This is a genomic window from Paraburkholderia sp. CNPSo 3076 (assembly GCF_026343935.1).
In the GTDB taxonomy this organism is placed as follows: domain Bacteria; phylum Pseudomonadota; class Gammaproteobacteria; order Burkholderiales; family Burkholderiaceae; genus Paraburkholderia; species Paraburkholderia nodosa.
The window spans coordinates 30,913-48,456 of the sequence record NZ_JAPMAL010000040.1 but is presented as its reverse complement, the minus strand read 5'-3'; the positions used below and the strand labels follow the sequence as shown (position 1 = coordinate 48,456).

Below are 17,544 nucleotides of genomic sequence, written 5' to 3'. Positions count from 1 at the left end.
GTGTCTTTTCCCCCATGAGCGACTACCAGTTTTGCCCGCGCTGCGCCACGCGCCTGACCGAGCGCGCCGATCCCGCCCACGAAGGCGGCCGTGTGCGTCTTGCCTGCCCGGACCACGCTTGTGGCTATGTCCACTGGAACAATCCGCTGCCCGTCGTGGCGGCGATCGTCGAGTACGAGGGCCGCATTCTGCTGGCCCGTAACGCGGCCTGGCCCGAGGGCATGTTCGCGCTCGTCACCGGCTTTCTCGAAAACGGCGAGACGCCCGAAGAGGGCATCGCGCGTGAAGTGCATGAAGAAACCGCACTGCGCGCCGAGAGCGTCGAACTGGTTGGCGTGTACGAGTTCATGCGCAAGAACGAGCTCATCATCGCGTATCACGTGAAGGCGTCGGGCACGATCGCGCTCTCGCCGGAACTGCTCGAATACCGCCTCGTCGAGCCCGCGAAGCTGCGGCCGTGGCGCGCGGGCACCGGCCAGGCGCTCGGCGAATGGATGCGCCGGCGCGGCCTGCCGTTCGAGTTCGTCGAGCGTCCGGGCCAGTGATCGCCGCGCGCCAAGCGACGCTTTCCCGCCACGCCTTCCCTGGATCTCTTCGATGAGCCGACCCGTCACCGTCGCCCGCTCCGGGTATCGTCATTTCCTGCCGATCGGCACGCGCTGGATGGACAACGATGTCTACGGCCACGTGAACAACGTCGTCTACTACAGCTACTTCGACACCGTGGTGAACGAGTATCTGATTCGCGCGGGCGCGCTCGACATCGAGCACGGCACAACCATCGGGCTCGTCGTCGAAACGCAGTGCAACTACTTCGCGCCGCTCGTGTTTCCGGAGCGCGTGGAGGCGGGGCTGCGCGTTGCGCGCTTCGGGTCGTCGAGCGTGCGCTACGAGGTCGGAATCTTTCGCGAAGGCGAGGACGCGCCCGCGGCGCAGGGTCGTTTCGTGCACGTCTACGTCGACCGGGCGACGCGCCGGCCCGTGAGCGCGTTGCCCGACGCACTGCGCGCGGCGCTCGAGCCGCTCGTCGTCGGCTAGACGCGGTCGGCCAGACGCGGTCGGCCAGACGCGGTCGGCTAGACGCGGTCGGCCAGACGCGCCTCAGCGCGGCACGCTTACGCGTTCGAGCACCGTCATCGGGCCGATCTGCGCGAGCGTCTGCAACTGCGCCGCGTTACGCACGAAGAACGAGCCGGCAAAGCCGAGCGAGTTCACCGAAATCCCTTCGACACATTCTGTCGCGCGGGGCACCACCAGCATCCACCGGCGCGTCACGAGCAGGTTGTACGGCGCGCCCTGATGCGCGACGCCGCCCACGTCGATTGCGGGCACGCCCGCCGCGTCCAGCAGCGCGCGATAGCAGTCGAGTGCGAAATGCGTGGCATCTTCCGCCGTGCCGATGTCGGTGCCGAGATCGAGGCGCGCAAACGCATGGCGAAACGCGAGCCCCGGCACGATCGCGATGGGACGCGCGCCGTGGACCGCCTGCGCGCCGCCGAGCAGCGCTTCGAGCGGCGCCACGTGAGGCGCCACGTGAGGCGCATCGCCTGCGAGCGGCAGCGGCACCATCTGCCAATGCTTGTGTGGCTGGCTCGCGCCCGCGGCTGCGCCGCCGTTGTAGAACCCGAGTCCGTCGATCTCGCGCAACGCCGCGATCAGCGCGCTGAAGTCCGCCGCGTCGAGTAGCGCTTCCTGCGGTTCGTAGCGGCGCGTCACGATCAGCAGATGCCGGTCGATCACATTGAACTTGTTGAGCAGCGCGACGTGGGTGGGCGAGAGGTCGCCGACGAAGAGATCGGGCTCGTAAGGCAGGAACGGATCGCGCGGCGCCGCCCCAGTGGATGAAATTGAAGTCTGCGGCGTGAGCCGCGCCGCCTCCTTGCGCGCGAGATTCTCGGCCACGCGCACGGAGAAACGCATGCCGCCATCGTCGATGAAGGTATGCGCCGTCTCGATGGGATGGAGCGCGCCGCACGCGAGCGCGTGCGCCGTCTGCCGCCCGATCGCCGCGCACAGCGTCGTCATCGGCGCTCAGGCCTTGTAGCCGATCGCGCGCAACAGGTCCTTGCGCCAGCGCACGTCGTCCTCGGCCTCGACGCCCAGCGGCGGCATGCCGTCCACCACGCCGACGATGCCGCGCCCCTGGTCCGTCTCCGCGATCAGCACCTGGGTGGGGTTCGCGGTGGCGCAGAAGATGCGGCAGACCTCGGGCACGGCCTTGATCGTATTGAGCACGTTGACGGGGAAGAAGCCGTCGCCGAGAAAGACGATGAAGCAGTGACCCGCCGCGATGCGCAACGCGTTTTGCGTCGCCATCTCGATGAGCGCGTTCTGCGTGCCCGAGCGCCGTACGAGCCGCTTGCCCGACGCCTCGCAGAACGCGATGCCGAACTGGATGCCCGGCACCGCGCCGTAAAGCGCCTCGTGCAGATCCTCGACGGATTTGATGAAGTGGGTCTGGCCAAGGATGAAGTTGGTGGCTTCGGGCTTTTCGATCTCTACCGTGGACAGTTGCATGGCGAACCTCGCGCGCGGGCGTCTCGAACGCGCCGCCGTTCGCCGGGCCGAAGGGGCTGGCGGGCGGCGGCGGCCAACCACAAGCCTAGTACGAAGTCGCGGCGAGGCAAAGCGTGTGCAGGCGCACAACGAACAACGGCCGGAGCCCCGAGGGGCGTCCGGCCGTTTTGCAGAGCGCCGCGCGCGCCGCTGCGCTTATGCGGTCTTCTTCGCGCGCTTGCCTTCCACGTCGGGCAGCAGCACGGTGAGGATCCCGATGAGCGGCAGGAACGAGCAGACCTTGTAGACGAAGCCGATGCTGGTCGCATCCGCCAACTGGCCGAGCACCGCTGCGCCGATGCCGCCAAGGCCGAACGCGAAACCGAAGAAAAGACCCGCGACCATGCCCACCTTGCCCGGAATCAGCTCCTGCGCGTAGACGAGGATGGCCGAGAACGCCGAAGCGAGCACCACGCCGATGATCACCGTGAGCACGCCGGTCCAGAACAGGTTGGCGTAGGGCAGTAGCAGCGTGAAGGGCGCCACGCCGAGAATCGAGACCCAGATCACGTACTTGCGGCCGATGCGGTCACCCACCGGACCGCCGATGATCGTGCCAGCGGCAACGGCGGCGAGGAACACGAACAGATGGATCTGCGCGGCCTGCACGGAGAGGTGGAAGCGGTCGATCAGATAGAACGTGAAGTAGCTGTTGATGCTCGCGAGATAGAAGTACTTCGAGAACACGAGCAGCACGAGCACGCCGATGGCGCCCGCCACGCGTCCACGCGAAAGCACGACGTGCGGCACCTCGGCGCGCTTTTTCTTCATCGCGGGATGGGCCTTGTACCAGCGGCCGATCTGCGTGAGCACGACCATGCCGACGAGCGCCGCCGCCGAGAACCACGCGATGCTGCGCTGACCGTGCGGAATGACGATCGCGGCGGCGAGCAGCGGCCCGAGCGACGTGCCCGCATTGCCGCCCACCTGGAAGAGCGACTGCGCGAGACCGTGACGCCCGCCCGACGCCATGCGCGCCACGCGCGACGATTCCGGATGGAACACCGACGAACCGCAGCCCACCAGGGCGGCCGCCACGAGCAGCACGCCGAAGGTCGGCGCGACCGACATCAGCAGCAGGCCGCACAGCGTGAAGCCCATGCCGACGGGCAGCGAGTACGGCAGGGGCCGCTTGTCGGTGAAGACGCCCACCAGCGGCTGCAGCATCGACGCCGTGATCTGGTAGGTGAGCGTGATGAGGCCGATCTGCGTGAACGACAGCGAGAAGTTGTCCTTGAGCATCGGGTAGATGGCGAGGATCAGCGACTGGATCATGTCGTTGAGCAGGTGCGAGAAGCTGATCGCACCCAGCACCGAATAGACGGTGCGTTGCACCGCCGCGGGGGCGGAAGCGGCCGCGGACGAACCCGTGGCGGCGCCCGGCAGGGCGCGCTTGTCGAGACTGGTTTCCATGTTTTCGGTAGCAGCAGAGAGTTTTCAGCGGGCACCACGCCAGGCGGGCAGCGGCGACGGCATGAAAGGACATGTATAAGAGTTATGAGCGCAGTGTAATGTGTCTTGCTCGAACTGTACGGACAAGGTTTGTCGAGAATCGGACATGAGCGGCGCGCCGTCACCCTGCGGCGCAATGCCGCAAGGGGCTGGAGCCAATACTCAAAATTGATCCGGGAATTTTGGCATCTCATTTTGGCCGTGTATAAACCGCCGATATGTGCGCCCACGAGGTGTGCAATACGGGGCCGGAATACGAGCCACACCGCGCGCGATACAGGTCAAAAGCGGGGTTAAAGATTGTGCGCCGGTGTGCCGTTGACCGGAGTTGAGGCGTAACGCAGATCACGAACGATGGCGTTACGTCGAACAACAAGCAGAGACGCATAGCTTTGCATGGGATGGCACTAAGTGCTTTGCATGGGCCCGGAGTAAGCGCTGAAGCGGTAACTCCGGCCGACAGCTAAAGCGCCAAGTGCCACCGACAGGAGATCCGAAAAGATGAAAGCAGTATCGCAAGGCGGCAGGCACGCGGGCTTCGTGCCGCAGGATCCGGCAGGCAGCGCGGCGAACGCGCAGCAACGTAAAACGGGACGCGCCGGCGCGGCGACGCGCAGCTCGCGGCTTTCCGTGAAGGCCACACTGCGCCTCGCCTTCGCGCTGGTGCTGGTCGGCACGCTCGCCATCGGCGCGATTTCGCTCGCGCAAATCAGCCGTCTGAACGGCTCGACGCAATCGATCTACGAGCAAGGCTACGTCGCGAGCCGCGCCGCCGAGGAAGCGCGCGGCCACGTGCTGCGCGCGAGCCGCGCGCAGAAGATGCTGCTCACCGCGACCACGGCGCGCGAGCGCGACGAACTGGGCCAGGACATCGACAAGGATCTCGGCGCGCTGGAGCGCGGCATGAGTCAGCTGCAGCAATACGCGCAGGAGCAGGGCGGCGACGCGCTCGCCCTGCAAAAGAAGCTCGCCGATGCGACCACGGCGTGGAGCGGCCATCTGCGCGAGTTCGTCACGCTCGTGAAGCAGCAGCCGCTCGATCTCTCGCAGATGAGCTGGCAGGTGGGCACGCAGGACGTCTCGCTGCTCGTGGAAACCGGCAAGCTCGAAACGCTCGTCAACGACCTCGTCGCGCAGCGCGGCACGGCCGCGAAGGCGACCATCGCGAAGGCCGAGTTCATCTTCAAGTCGTCCTTCGTGATGATGGCCGTGGCGACGGTGGCCATGTTCGTGCTCGCGTTCTTCGTGAGCGAATGGGTCGTGCGCCGCATCGCGCGGCAACTGGGCGGCGAGCCCGCGCACGCCAAGGCCATCGCGGCCCGGATCGCGGCCGGCGATCTCGCACAGCCCGTCACGGTTCACGCACGCGACGCGGCGAGCATGCTGGGCGCGCTGCGCGACATGCAGAAGGGTCTCTCGAGCACGGTTGCCGAGATCGCGGCGAGCGCCGAGGCGATCGCCTCGGCCTCCGGCGAAATCTCGACCGGCAATCTCGATCTGTCGCGCCGCACCGAAGAACAGGCCATGGCGCTCGAGCGCACGGCGAGCAGCATGGAGCAGCTCACGTCCACGGTGCGCCTGAACGCTGAAAACGCCGAGCAGGCCAGCACGCTCGCGGGCAATGCCTCGGCAATCGCGGAGAAGGGCGGCTCGGTGGTGGGGCGCGTGGTCGCGACGATGCAGGAGATCAACGACAGCGCGAAGAGCATCGCGGACATCATTGGCGTGATCGAGGGCATTGCGTTCCAGACCAACATCCTCGCGCTCAACGCCGCCGTGGAAGCGGCGCGTGCGGGCGAGGATGGGCGCGGCTTCGCCGTGGTGGCGGGCGAGGTGCGCAGCCTCGCGCAGCGCAGCGCGGCGGCGGCCAAGGAGATCAAGACGCTGATCGGCGCATCGGTCGAGCGCGTATCCAATGGCTCGACGCTCGCGCAGGACGCGGGCTCGACGATGGACGAAGTCGTGAAGGCCGTGCGGCGCGTGAACGACATCATCGGCGAAATTTCGGCGGCGTCGCGCGAGCAGCGCTCGGGCATCGAGGAAATCAGCCGCGCGGTCACGCAGATGGACGCCGGCACGCAGCAGAACGCGGCGCTCGTGGAAGAGGCGACCGCGGCTGCGCAATCGCTCGACGATCAAGCCAAGGTGCTCAAGCGGCTGGTGGGGAAATTCCGGCTGGCTTGACGCTCCTGCAGTTCATTGCGGTCACAACGAAAAACGCCGCGTGGTTATACACGCGGCGTTTTTTTAAGGACGCGTCACTTCGCGTCGCGCTCGATGATCCATTCGTGCGCCGGGTCGTTGTGGAAGTGCCATTCGCGCGTGGGGCCCGCCATCACGTTCAGGTAGTACGAGTCGTAGCCATACGGGACGACGACCGGGTGATAGCCGCGCGGCACCATCACGACGTCGTGGTTTTCCACGGCCATCGTTTCGTCCAGATCGCGCGCATCGGTGTACACGCGCTGGAATGCGAAACCCTGCTGCGGATTGAGCCGGTGATAATAGGTTTCTTCGAGCGCGCTTTCCTGCGGCAAGCGGTCGGCGTCGTGCTTGTGCGGCGGGTAGCTCGACGAATGGCCCGATGGCGTGCGCACCTCGACCACGAGCAGCGATTCCGCGGGCGCGTCTTGCGGCAGGATATCGCATACGTAGCGCGTATTCGCGCCCTTGCCGCGCGTGGAGCGCTTCATCTGCGCGGGCTCGATGAGGCGAATGGGCAGCGTGCCTTTGGCGGGCGCGCTCGCCACGCCCACTTCGGCGTTGCGTGTGGCGCGCACGGTCGCTTTCACGCCGGGCGGCACATAAAGGGCATACGGCGCGGCGTCTTCGAAGACGCTGTCGCGCGAGCCCAGGCTCGACCAGCGCTCGCCGCCCGCCTCGATATCCACCGCGCCCGAGAGCACGACGATGCAACTTTCGCGATCGGGCTCGCAGACGTAGACGACTTCATCCGCCTCGAGCCGATAGGCGGCGAAGCCGACATAGCGCCAGCCCGCGGTGTCGGGCGTGACGCGCGCGATTGTCTGGCCTTCGCGCGCGGCCTTGACCAGCAGAGTCATGCTGCCTCCTTCGATTGGGTGCCCGTAGCTTCGACGAGCGTGCGCAGCGTACGGTAACCCTTTTGCGCATATTCGTAAGACGGTGCGATCACAGGGTCCTGCTCGGCTTCGACGACGAGCCAGCCGCGATAGCCGTGATGCCTCAGCCGCGCGATGATCGCGGGGAAATCGACGGCGCCGTCGCCCGGCACGGTGAACGCGCCTGCGAGCACGGCGTCGAGAAAGCTCCAGTTGCGGTTGCGAGCGAGTTTCATGACGGCGGGGCGCACGTCCTTGCAGTGCACATGACACACGCGCGCAATGTGCTTGTCGAGTTCGACGACGGGGTCGCCGCCCGCAAACGTCATATGGCCCGCGTCGAACAGCAGGCCGACGGCGTCGCTCGTGCGCGCCATGAGTTTGTCGACGTCGGCGGGCGTTTCGACATAAGCGCCCATGTGATGGTGGTACGCGAGCCGCACGCCGCGCGAGAGCGTGTGGCGCGCGAACGCGTCCACGCGCGCGGCGTATTCGTCCCACTGCTTGTCGCTGAAAAAGCGCGGACGCTGATAGAGCGGACGCGGCGCGCCCTGGATCGAATCGGCGACCTCGCCGTAGACCATCACGGTTGCGCCGTTCTGCGCGAGCAGGTCCAGATGCTTCTCTACCGCGGCGATCTCTTCTTCCACGCTGCGCCGCGCGAGCATGCCCGAGTACCAGCCGGAGACGAGCGAAAGGTCGTATTGCGCGAGGAGCGCCTTGAGCGCCTGCGGCTCGCGCGGAAACTTGTTGCCTAGCTCGAAGCCCTCATAGCCGATCTCGCGGCCCTCGGTCAGCGCCTGCGATAGCGGCGTCTCGCCGCCGAGCGAGGGCAGGTCGTCGTTCATCCACGACAGCGGGTTGATGCCGATCCGTACTTCAAATGCGCTCATGTGCGCTCCTCGATGTCTGTGTCGTCAGACGCGTGATGCGTTGCCGGGTTCGTCGTCGCTGGCGGGCGTGTCTTCGGTCGCTTGTGCGCGCGCGCCGCGCTGCGCGACATGTTCTTCATAGCGTTCGCGCGCCTCGCGCACGCCAGCGCGCGTGGACACCTCGGGCACGGCGACTTCCCACCACCAGCCGCCTTCCTCGGTCGTGCGCGCGGGGTCGGTGTCGATGCAGACCACATAAGTGCGCGACGCAGCGCGCGCGCGTTGCAGCGCCGCTTCGAGTTCCGCGACGTTCGCCACGTGCTCGGCCTGCGCGCCGAGCGAGCGCGCATGCGAGGCGAAGTCGATGCGCGGCGCACCGAGCGGCCCTTGCGCGCAGTCGTCGAACAGGTTGTTGAACGGCGCGCCGCCGCAAGCCTGCTGCAACCGGTTGATGCAGCCATAGCCGCGGTTGTCGAGCACGACGACGATGAGCTTCGCGCCCAGCATGACCGAGGTGGCGATCTCGCTGTTCATCATCAGATAGCTGCCGTCGCCCACCATGACGATGACCTCGCGATCGGGCCGCGCAAGCTTCGCGCCCAAGCCACCCGCGATCTCGTAACCCATGCACGAGTAGCCGTATTCGACGTGATAGGCGCCGGGCTGGCCCGCGCGCCAGAGCTTGTGCAGCTCGGCGGGCAGCGTGCCGGCCGCGCAGACGACGATATCTTCGGTGTACGAACGGCTCGACGAACGCTGGACGGCGCCGATCACATCGGCATCGTAGGGCAGGCGGTTGCGTTCCTGCGGCGCATGGGTGAGGCGTTCGATGCTCGCACGCCAGTCGCCCGCGAGGCGCTGGGCGCGGGCGGTCCAGTTCGCGTCGGCGCGCCAGTTGATCAGTTCGTCGTTGAGCGCAGCGAGCGCCTGGCGAGCATCGGCCTGCACGGCGAGGCCGTCGTGCTTGAGTGCGTCGAAGCCGTTGGCGTTCACGCCGATCACATGTGCGTTCGCAAAGAGCGAGTTCGAGCCGGTCGTGAAGTCCTGCAAGCGCGTGCCCACGGCGAGCACGCAGTCGGCGTCGCGCGCCAGTTCGTTGGCGGCCGGCGAGCCCGTCACGCCGAGCGCGCCGACGTTGAGCGGATCGTCCCACGCGAGCGAGCCTTTGCCCGCCTGCGTTTCGGCCACGGGAATGCCGCGCGAGGCCGCAAGCGTCTGCAAGGCCTGCGAGGCGCGCGCATAGAGCACGCCGCCGCCCGCCACGATGAGCGGGCGCTTCGCGCGGTGCAACTGCGTAAGCGCCGCGTCGATCTCGGCCTGTATAGGCGCGGGCGTGTGGAACGTCACGAGGCGCGGCGTGAAGAAGCTCGCCGGATAGTCCCACGCCATCGCCTGCACGTCCTGCGGTAGCGCGAGCGTGACCGGGCCGCAGAGCGCGGCGTCGGTGAGCACGCGCAGCGCGCGCGGCAGCGCCGTGAGCAACTGCGCGGGATGCACGATCCGGTCGAAGTAGCGCGACACGGGGCGCAGCGCGTCGTTCGCGGAAATGCCGCCGTCGTGCAGGTCCTCGATCTGCTGCAGCACCGGATCGGGTTCGCGCGAAACGAAGATATCGCCGGGCAACAGCAGCACCGGCAAGCGGTTCACGTGCGCCAGCGCGGCCGCCGTGACGAGATTCGTCGCGCCCGGGCCAATCGAGGTCGTCACCGCCATCATGCGGCGGCGAAAGTGGGCCTTGGCATAAGCGATCGCGCTGTGCGCCATGGCCTGCTCGTTGTGCGCGCGCAGCGTGGGCAGTTCGTGCCGATATTGATAGAGCGCCTCGCCGATGCCGGCCACGTTGCCGTGACCGAAGATCGCGAACACGCCGCCGAATAGCGGCTCGGTGCGGCCCGAACCGTCCTCGCTCGCCACGCGCTGCGCAGCGAGATAGCGCACGAGCGCCTGCGCCGCCGTGAGCCGCACGGTGCTCGCGTGCGCTGCGGGCGTCGTGTTCCGCGCGCTTTCCAGCGAGGCGTCATCGCCAGGAGCAATGCGTTGATTCATGCCGCCTTCTCCTCATGATTGTCGTGCGCGCCTTGAGCGTCGACGCGCGCGGCGCGCCACGCGCCGATCAGCGTTTCGAAGGCTCGGCGCGCGCGGATGATCACTTCATCGTCGCCGATTTCGCCTGCGAGCCAGGCGAGGCTCGGTTCGTAGAAGATCGAGCGGCCGACCGTGAAGCCCCGGCACGTGTTCGAGGCGGCCGCGGCGCGGAAGCCCTCCACGAGCTGGTCGATCGGCGCGGAGAGCCCGAGCAGCACGACGCCGCGGCAATACGGGTCGCGCTCGGCGATCAGAGCGTCGATCTCGCGCCATTGCGCGGCGCCCGTCGGTTCGAGCTTCCACCACTCCGGATAGAGGCCGATGTTGTAGAGCCGCTTGAGCGCGCGATAGACCGTATCGGGGGCATTCGGCTTGCCGCCCAGCTTCGGCGGAATCACTTCGAGCAGCAGTTCGTGGCCGCTCGCCTGGGTGGCGTCGTAGAGCGCGCGCAGTTGCGCTTCCTGCTCGAGACGCTGTTCGATGGGCTCGTCGGGATGGAACTGCACGAGGCACTTCACTGTGTGGTCGATGGGCCAGGACGCGAGCGTCGTGCCGATCGAGCGGCCATGGTCGAACACGAGCGGCACAGAGCCCGGCAACTCGACCGGGCGGCCGATCCACCAGCCGCGGCCGGTTGCGGCGTTGAGCGCATCCTGGCCGTAACGGTCATCGATCAGGACGCCGATGCGTCCCTGCAAACCGAGCGTGCGTTCGGTCTGCGCCACCGCCTCGACGAAGAGATTCTTCAGATACGAAATGCGCGCTTCGCTTACGCCGGTCTGCTGCGCGAGATCGAAGAACTGGTTGCGGTGATCGAACGCGAAGCCGAGCACTTCGTCGTGCCGCTTGCGCGCGGGCGTGACGCGATGCAGGCGCGCAAGCGTCGCGTCGCGGTCGGGGCGGCGCATGCGCACGGGGTCGGCGGCCGCTTCGCGCAGGAAGTAGTCGAGTTCCACCGGCGTGGGCATGGCGGGCGCGCAGCCATGCCGCGAGACGACGAGGGCGCCGCACGCGTTGGCCGAGCGCGCGCAGTCTTCGAGTGAGGCGTCGCGCAGCCAGCCGGAAAGAAAGCCGGAGGCGAAAGCGTCGCCCGCGCCGAGCACGTTGAGCACTTCGACTTCCACGCCGCGCTGCATCGGCAAATCGTCCATCGAGGCGGGCACCGCGCCTTCCACGATCTGGCAGCCGAGCGGCCCGCGCTTGACGAGCAGCGTCGCGCCCGTGACTTCGCGCACGCGCCTGAGCGCATCGACGAGCGATTCCTTGCCGCCTGCAATGCGGAACTCCTCCTCGGTGCCGATCACGAGATCGAAATGCGGCAGGATGCGCTGCAAATGCGCGCTCACGCCTTCGCTCGCGACGAAGCGCGTCTCGCCGTCCGCCTTGCCCGTGAGGCCCCAGAGCACGGGACGGTAGTCGATGTCGAGCACGGTGCGCACGTTGTTGCGGCGCGCGTAGTCGAGCGCGGTGAGGCTCGTGCGGTTCACCTGTTCGGTCGAGAAATGCGTGCCGGTGATGAGCAGCGCTTTCGAGGAGGCGACGAAGGCTTCGTCGAAGTCGCTCGAATCGACGGCCATATCGGCGCAGTTCTCGCGATAGAAAATGAGCGGGAACGTGTCGCGGTCTTTCAGGCCCAGCAGCACGAGCGCCGTGAGGCGTTCGTGGTCCACGCACACATGGCTCGTGTCGCAGCCTTCCTTCGTGAGCGTTTCGACGAGGAAGCGCCCCATATGATCGTCGCCCACGCGCGTGAGCATGGCCGACTTCAGGCCAAGACGCGCGCAGCCGAAGGCGATGTTCGCGGAAGAGCCGCCCAGATACTTCGCAAAGGTGGAGACGTCTTCGAGCCGCGCCCCCACCTGTTGAGCGTAGAGATCGACGCCCAGGCGTCCGAGGCAGACGATGTCGCGGCTGCGTCCGGCGGCGAAACGGCTTGGAGTGGAACGGGTCAGAGCCATGTGTATTCCTGTTGGGTGCTGTGCAGTGCGGGCGTCCTCAGATGGTCGCGCCGTCGAGTTCGGCGATCATCTTCTGCATCTCCGCGCCGCCCGCCATCATGTCGAGCACTTCGTTCTTGCTGATCGTGTCCTTCGTGTAGGTGCCCAGCGACCGGCCGCGATTGAGCAGCGTGAACGAGTCGCCGATGGGGTAGGCGTGGTGCACGTTGTGGGTAATGAAGATCACCGAAATGCCCTTGGCGCGCGCGGCGTGAATCAGCCTGAGCACGTTGAAGCTCTGCTTCACGCCAAGCGCGGCGGTCGGCTCGTCGAGAATCAGCACGCGTGCGCCGAAGTGAATGGCGCGCGCGATCGCGAGGCACTGTTTCTCGCCGCCCGACATCGTGCCGATGGCCTGATGCGGGTCGCGCACATTGATGCCCATTCCGGCGAGGCGATCCTTCGCGATCACCGCGCTCGCATCGAGATCCATCACGTTGATGAAGCCGAACAGCTTCTTTTGCGGTTCGCGGCCCATGAAGAAGTTGCGCGCGACCGAGAGCAGCGGCACGAGCGCGAGATCTTGATAGACGGTGGCGATGCCGAGATCGAGCGCGTCTTTCGGTGAATCGAACGTCACAGGCTTGCCGTCCACGAAATACTGGCCGGAGGTTGGCTGGTGCACACCGGCGAGCGTCTTGATGAGCGTGGACTTGCCCGCGCCGTTGTCGCCGAGCAGGCAGTGCACCTCGCCGCGCTTCAGGCGCAGCGTGACGCCGTTCAGTGCGATGACCTTGCCGAAGTACTTGCTGACGTTCTCGAGCGCGAGAATCGTGTCGCCGTCTGCGGTATTCTGGATATCGGACATTTGAGCCTCCGGCTTACGATTGCGCGACGCGGCGGCGCACATAGTGATTGAAGAGCACGGCAATGAGCAGCATCACACCGAGGAACACGCGGAACCAGTCCGAATCGATGTTCGTGTAAGTGATGCCGATCTGCACGACGCCGAAGATAAGCGCGCCGAATGCCGCACCGATCACCGAGCCATAGCCGCCCGTGAGCAGCGTGCCGCCGATCACCGCGGCGATGATGGCTTCGAACTCCTTCTGAAGGCCGCGGTCGGCAGCGGCCGAACCGATGTCGGACACTTGCAGCACGGCGAACAGGCATGAGCAGAACGCGGTGAGCATGAAGAGTGAGATCTTGACGCGCTTCACGGGCACGCCCACGTTCTTCGCGGCATTGGAGTCGCCGCCCACGGCAAGAATCCAGTTGCCGTAGCGCGTCTTGGCGAGCACGAACGCGCCGATTGCGACGAGCGCGAACCACCAGAGAATCACCTTCGGTACGCCGGGCACGAGCGGCTGGCCGTTGTCGAGCATCTTGCCGATGCCGATATGCGCGAGGGCCGCGAACAGGCCCTTGAACGCCGTGCCGTGAAAGAGCAGGTTGGTCACGAAGTCGGCTTTGGCCACGTCGCCCACGCCCGAGACGATCGTGCGGTCGGCGAACATGATCGAGAGCGCAAGCGTCAGGCCGCGCAGAATGAAGAGGAAGGCGAGCGTGACGATGAACGATGGCAGCCGCGTGCGCATCACGAGGTAGCCGTTGAGCGCGCCGAGCGCGGTACAGCCCACGAACGCGAACAGAATGGAAAGCGCGATGGGCCAGTGGAAGTACATCGTGGGGATCGCCACCATCATGCCGGCGAAGCCGATCATCGAGCCGATGGAGAGGTCGAACTCGCCGGCGATCATCAGCAGGCACGCGCCGACGCTCAGGATGCCAAGGTAGGCAGCGACCTGGGACCAGTTCATCACGCCGTCGAGATCGAACATGCCCGAGCCGCCCGCGCCGATCGCAAAGACGGCGAAGACCAGCACGGCGCCGGAAATCGCGGCGAATTCGGGGCGGCCGAGCAAATGGCCAAACCACGATTCGCGGCGCACGCGTTCGTCGCTGGCGCCTGGCTGCGGCGCGGGCGCGTCTTGCGCGCCGTCTTCCTGAGCGTGCGAGGGGAAGTGTTTGCCGGCTACACCCATGATGTCTCCTGTATCGACCAGAGTTGGTGCTTTAGCGCCTTACGCTGGTCCTATGCAAGGCGATCGGCCGTGGCAGGCGCGTTCGCATCTGCATTGGCTCAAATGCCCGAGCGCATTCCCTGCAAGCCACTGCCTTGCAGTAGAAGCAACACGGTGAATGGCGCGCGGCGAGGCTGGCGAGAGGCGATGGGCATCGGAAGATGCTAGCCACCGCCGCGCGTGGCTGACGAAAAACGCTTAGCGGTACTGACCTGCGTACTTCACAACCTTGTCGAGATTCTCCTTGGTGATGAAGCCCGGACCCGAGCGGATATTCTTCGGGCCGTACGAGGGCTGCAGGCCATAGGTTTCAAGGCGCTGCTTGAACTTCGGGTTCGCTTCGAGAATCTGGCGGATCTTCTGCGGGTCCGTGGTGTGCTCCTTCTTCACGATCGCGAGCACGGCCACGGGGATATAGCCCTGCAGGTACGGCTGCTGGTCGATTGCGAACTGGATGGTGCCCGCGCGGATCGCCTTGGCAATGTCATCCGAGAAGTCGAACGTGCAGAAGTAGATCTTGCCCGCGAGGCCCATCTGGTCGACCGCCTTGAGCGTAGCGGCCGCCGGCACCGGGCCGAGCGTGAGGATCGCGCCCGTGTTCGGATGGTTGCGCAGATACGCGCTCACCTTCGACTGGATTTCCGTCGGGTCCTGGCCGGAGTCGATCGTCGAGCTCTTGTAGTCCACGCCGAGCGCATCGGCAAAACCGCGACAGCGTTCGAACGACACGGCGTTGGTCGCGAAGTGATTCACGCACAGGAACGACTTCACGCCCGCAGCCTTGGCCTTCTCGCCGGCTGCGTGGCCCGCCACATATTCAGGCTGACCCACGTGCATGATCGCGCCGAGCTTCGCGCTCTGTTCCTCGGTGCCCGAGTTGATCGTCACGAGCGGGATCTTCTTTTCCGTGACCTTGCCGATGGAGCTCTTGAGCACGTCGTAGTCGGCAATGGTGACGATCACGCCGTCGTAGTTGCGCGCGGCGGCCTGTTCGATCAGGCGCGACATGTCGGCGATGTCACCGTTGGGCGGATTGCGGTAGTCGGTCTCGACGTTCCAGTCTTCGTCGGCCTGCTTGATGGCGTTCTTGATCGTGTTCCACCATGAGTCGGAATCGGGCGCGTGGCTGATCAGCACGAAATGCGCGTCGGCGGCTTGTGCCGTTTGCGCGCTGAGCACGCTCGCACCGGTCAGCCCCGCTGCCAGCGCGAGCACTGCGGCCAACTTTCGGAGCATGGTCTTGCCCTTGCGTTGAGTCATTGTCTCCACCTTTCTCGGTCTGTCGTTCGTTCTTGGGGTGATTGCCGCAGCCGCGCTTTTTTCATGCCGCCTGTTACACGCACCAGCTGCCGCGCTCATCGACAAGAGTAGGACATCGCCTCGCGACTTGCAACGAAAATTTCATTGGAAATAAAAATGGAAAATCTGTTCCATTCGTGTGACACGCTGCCTATAATCGGCTCCGTCGGCATGCCGTGGAATCGAGGCCTGGTAAGGCTTTGCGGCAGTGCGGCAACCAGCCGAGGAAAACAATCATGGCGGATGACACAACCGACGCCGTAGCGGGCGTAGACGAATTGATGCAGCGCATCGCGCGGGATTACGAGGCGCTGCCGCGTCAGCTGAAAAGCATCGCGACCTACATCGAGCAGCACCGCGCGAGCGTGATGATGGACCGCACGAGCGACATTGCCGCGAGTTGTGGCGTACATCCTTCGGCGGTGGTGCGCTTCGCGCAGCGCTTCGGTTTCTCGGGCTTCTCCGACCTGCAGGCCGTGTTCCGTCAGGCGTACGCGGGGCAGGGCGCCTCGGCCACGAGCTATCAGCAGCGCATTCGTCAGCTGATCGACGCCAAGGAGGGCGAGGCGAGCCCGGACATGGGCGGTGCCGTGGCGCGCGAGTTCATCGGCGCGTGCCGCAGCGGGCTCGACGAACTCGAAGCCGGCCTCGATGGCGCGCAGTTCGACGAGGCCGTGAAGATGCTCGAGCAGGCGGACAACATCTACGTGATCGGCGTGCGCCGCTCGTTTCCGGTGGCGAGCTACATCGTCTATGCCTTGCAGCACACGCGCAAACGCGTGCATCTCGTCTCGGGGCTCGGCGGCATGTACCACGAACAGATTCGCAGCGTGAAGAAGGGCGACGTGGTGATCGCCATCAGCTTCGCGCCCTATGGCAAAGAGACGCAGTACTGCCTGCGCGTGGCGCAGCAGCATCACGCCAAAACGCTCGTCATCACCGACAGCCAGCTTTCGCCGCTCGCGCGCCACGCGAACGCGCAACTCTATGTGAAGGAGGGGAGCGCGTTCGCGTTCCGCTCGCTCACCAGCACCTTCTGCCTGTGCCAGGCGCTCTTCATTGCGCTTGCGTACCGGCTCGAACTCAACGTGGAAGAATCGACCGACACCGGAGGATACGATGATTAGTGCAGCAAGCGGCGCAGCGACAACGCTGGATGTGGCGGTATTCGGCGCGGGGCGCATTGGCCGCATTCATGCGGGCAATCTCGCGCGCCAGCCGGGCGTGCGTCTCAAGTATGTGATCGATGTCAATCGCGAAGCCGCCGCCGCGCTCGCCGCACAGCACGGTGCGCAGGTCGTGGACGTCGACGCCGCGTTCGGCGACGCTTCGATCGGCGCCACGGTGATCTGCTCGAGCACCGATACGCATTCCGAACTGATCCTGAAGTCGGCCGCGGCGGGCAAGCATATTTTCTGCGAAAAGCCCGTCGACCTGACCATCGAGCGCGCACGTGCCTGCGCGCAAGCGGTGCAACGCGCGGGCGTCGTGGCCATGATCGGCTTCCAGCGCCGCTACGATCCCACGTTTGCCGCGCTCAAGACGCGTCTCGATGCGGGCGAGATCGGCACGGCGGAAATGCTGATCGTCACGAGCCGCGATCCGGGCGCGCCGCCGGTGGAGTACATCAAGCACTCTGGCGGCATCTTCAAGGACATGCTGATCCACGACTTCGACATCTTCCGCTGGATTCTCGACGACGAGGCGCTGAGCGTGCACGCCACGGGCAGCTGCCTGTCCGACCCTGCGATTGCCGACGCGGGCGACATCGATTCGACAGCGGTGACGATCCGCACGAAGCGCGGGCGCCTTTGCCAGATCAACACGGCGCGGCGCGCGGCCTATGGCTACGACCAGCGCTTCGAGGTGCTCGGCAGCGACGGCATGCTGCAGGCGGGCAACATGAAGCCGACCGAAGTGGTTGCGTGGTCGAAGACCGCTGTCGCGCAGGACGTGCCCGAGGCGTTCTTCCTCGAACGCTATCGTGCGGCCTACGCGCGCGAAATGGCGCACTTTCACGAAGCGGTGACGCAGGGAGTGCCGGTTCGCACGTCGGTCGCCGACGGGCTGAAGGCGCTGGAGCTGGCCGAAGCCGCCTCGCTGTCGTGGCGCGAGGGCCGTGTGGTGACGCTGGGCGACTGAAACGGAACGAGCGCAAATCGAGCGCGGATCAAGCGAG

The 17,544-nt window shown here is 66.0% G+C and carries 15 protein-coding genes; 5 read left to right on the top strand and 10 right to left on the bottom strand.

Annotation, left to right across the window (positions count from 1 at the left end; genetic code table 11):
- Positions 1-14: 14 nt before the first annotated feature.
- Positions 15-545, top strand: coding sequence for an NUDIX domain-containing protein (locus M3A49_RS35050; protein ID WP_028208026.1), 531 nt, complete (start codon positions 15-17; stop codon positions 543-545).
- A 52-nt stretch (positions 546-597) separates the two neighbouring features.
- Entirely contained in the window at positions 598-1,038 is a 441-nt protein-coding gene (locus tag M3A49_RS35045; RefSeq protein ID WP_266232972.1) for an acyl-CoA thioesterase, read from the top strand.
- Between the two features lie 63 nt (positions 1,039-1,101).
- On the opposite strand, the gene M3A49_RS35040 is transcribed toward M3A49_RS35045, so the two are convergent.
- From M3A49_RS35040 to M3A49_RS35030, 3 genes are all read right to left on the bottom strand, one after another.
- Positions 1,102-2,025 (bottom strand): ATP adenylyltransferase family protein, encoded by a 924-nt coding sequence (locus tag M3A49_RS35040; protein WP_266232971.1) that lies wholly within the window; start codon positions 2,023-2,025, stop codon positions 1,102-1,104.
- Between the two features lie 6 nt (positions 2,026-2,031).
- Positions 2,032-2,517, bottom strand: coding sequence for an adenosine-specific kinase (locus M3A49_RS35035; RefSeq protein ID WP_266232970.1), 486 nt, complete (start codon positions 2,515-2,517; stop codon positions 2,032-2,034).
- Between the two features lie 195 nt (positions 2,518-2,712).
- Complete coding sequence (locus M3A49_RS35030) at positions 2,713-3,969, bottom strand: MFS transporter (protein ID WP_266232969.1); 1,257 nt, start codon at positions 3,967-3,969, stop codon at positions 2,713-2,715.
- A 540-nt stretch (positions 3,970-4,509) separates the two neighbouring features.
- Between M3A49_RS35030 and M3A49_RS35025 the strand changes: the two genes are divergently transcribed.
- Positions 4,510-6,192, top strand: coding sequence for a methyl-accepting chemotaxis protein (locus tag M3A49_RS35025; RefSeq protein ID WP_266232968.1), 1,683 nt, complete (start codon positions 4,510-4,512; stop codon positions 6,190-6,192).
- Positions 6,193-6,266: 74 nt separating this feature from the next.
- On the opposite strand, the gene iolB is transcribed toward M3A49_RS35025, so the two are convergent.
- From iolB to M3A49_RS34990, 7 genes are all read right to left on the bottom strand, one after another.
- Complete coding sequence (gene iolB, locus M3A49_RS35020; protein WP_254343056.1) at positions 6,267-7,070, bottom strand: 5-deoxy-glucuronate isomerase; 804 nt, start codon at positions 7,068-7,070, stop codon at positions 6,267-6,269.
- Positions 7,067-7,981, bottom strand: a complete 915-nt coding sequence (gene iolE, locus M3A49_RS35015) for a myo-inosose-2 dehydratase (protein WP_266232967.1) — start codon at positions 7,979-7,981, stop codon at positions 7,067-7,069. Before iolE ends, iolB begins: the two co-directional genes overlap by 4 nt.
- Positions 7,982-8,005: 24 nt before the next feature.
- Complete coding sequence (gene iolD / locus M3A49_RS35010; RefSeq protein WP_266232966.1) at positions 8,006-10,006, bottom strand: 3D-(3,5/4)-trihydroxycyclohexane-1,2-dione acylhydrolase (decyclizing); 2,001 nt, start codon at positions 10,004-10,006, stop codon at positions 8,006-8,008.
- On the bottom strand, positions 10,003-12,003 hold the full coding sequence (locus tag M3A49_RS35005) for a bifunctional 5-dehydro-2-deoxygluconokinase/5-dehydro-2-deoxyphosphogluconate aldolase (RefSeq protein WP_266232965.1): 2,001 nt from the start codon (positions 12,001-12,003) through the stop codon (positions 10,003-10,005). Before M3A49_RS35005 ends, iolD begins: the two co-directional genes overlap by 4 nt.
- A 37-nt stretch (positions 12,004-12,040) precedes the next feature.
- Positions 12,041-12,850 (bottom strand): ATP-binding cassette domain-containing protein, encoded by an 810-nt coding sequence (locus M3A49_RS35000; RefSeq protein ID WP_254356964.1) that lies wholly within the window; start codon positions 12,848-12,850, stop codon positions 12,041-12,043.
- Positions 12,851-12,863: 13 nt separating this feature from the next.
- Positions 12,864-14,027 carry an ABC transporter permease gene (locus tag M3A49_RS34995; protein WP_028208037.1) on the bottom strand — a complete coding sequence of 388 codons (1,164 nt, stop codon included), beginning with the start codon at positions 14,025-14,027 and terminating at the stop codon, positions 12,864-12,866.
- 237 nt (positions 14,028-14,264) lie between these two features.
- On the bottom strand, positions 14,265-15,326 hold the full coding sequence (locus M3A49_RS34990) for a sugar ABC transporter substrate-binding protein (RefSeq protein WP_266232964.1): 1,062 nt from the start codon (positions 15,324-15,326) through the stop codon (positions 14,265-14,267).
- Between the two features lie 275 nt (positions 15,327-15,601).
- Between M3A49_RS34990 and M3A49_RS34985 the strand changes: the two genes are divergently transcribed.
- Entirely contained in the window at positions 15,602-16,492 is an 891-nt protein-coding gene (locus M3A49_RS34985) for a MurR/RpiR family transcriptional regulator (protein WP_266232963.1), read from the top strand.
- Positions 16,485-17,507 carry an inositol 2-dehydrogenase gene (iolG, locus tag M3A49_RS34980; protein WP_266232962.1) on the top strand — a complete coding sequence of 341 codons (1,023 nt, stop codon included), beginning with the start codon at positions 16,485-16,487 and terminating at the stop codon, positions 17,505-17,507. Before M3A49_RS34985 ends, iolG begins: the two co-directional genes overlap by 8 nt.
- The last annotated feature ends 37 nt before the right edge of the window (positions 17,508-17,544 follow it).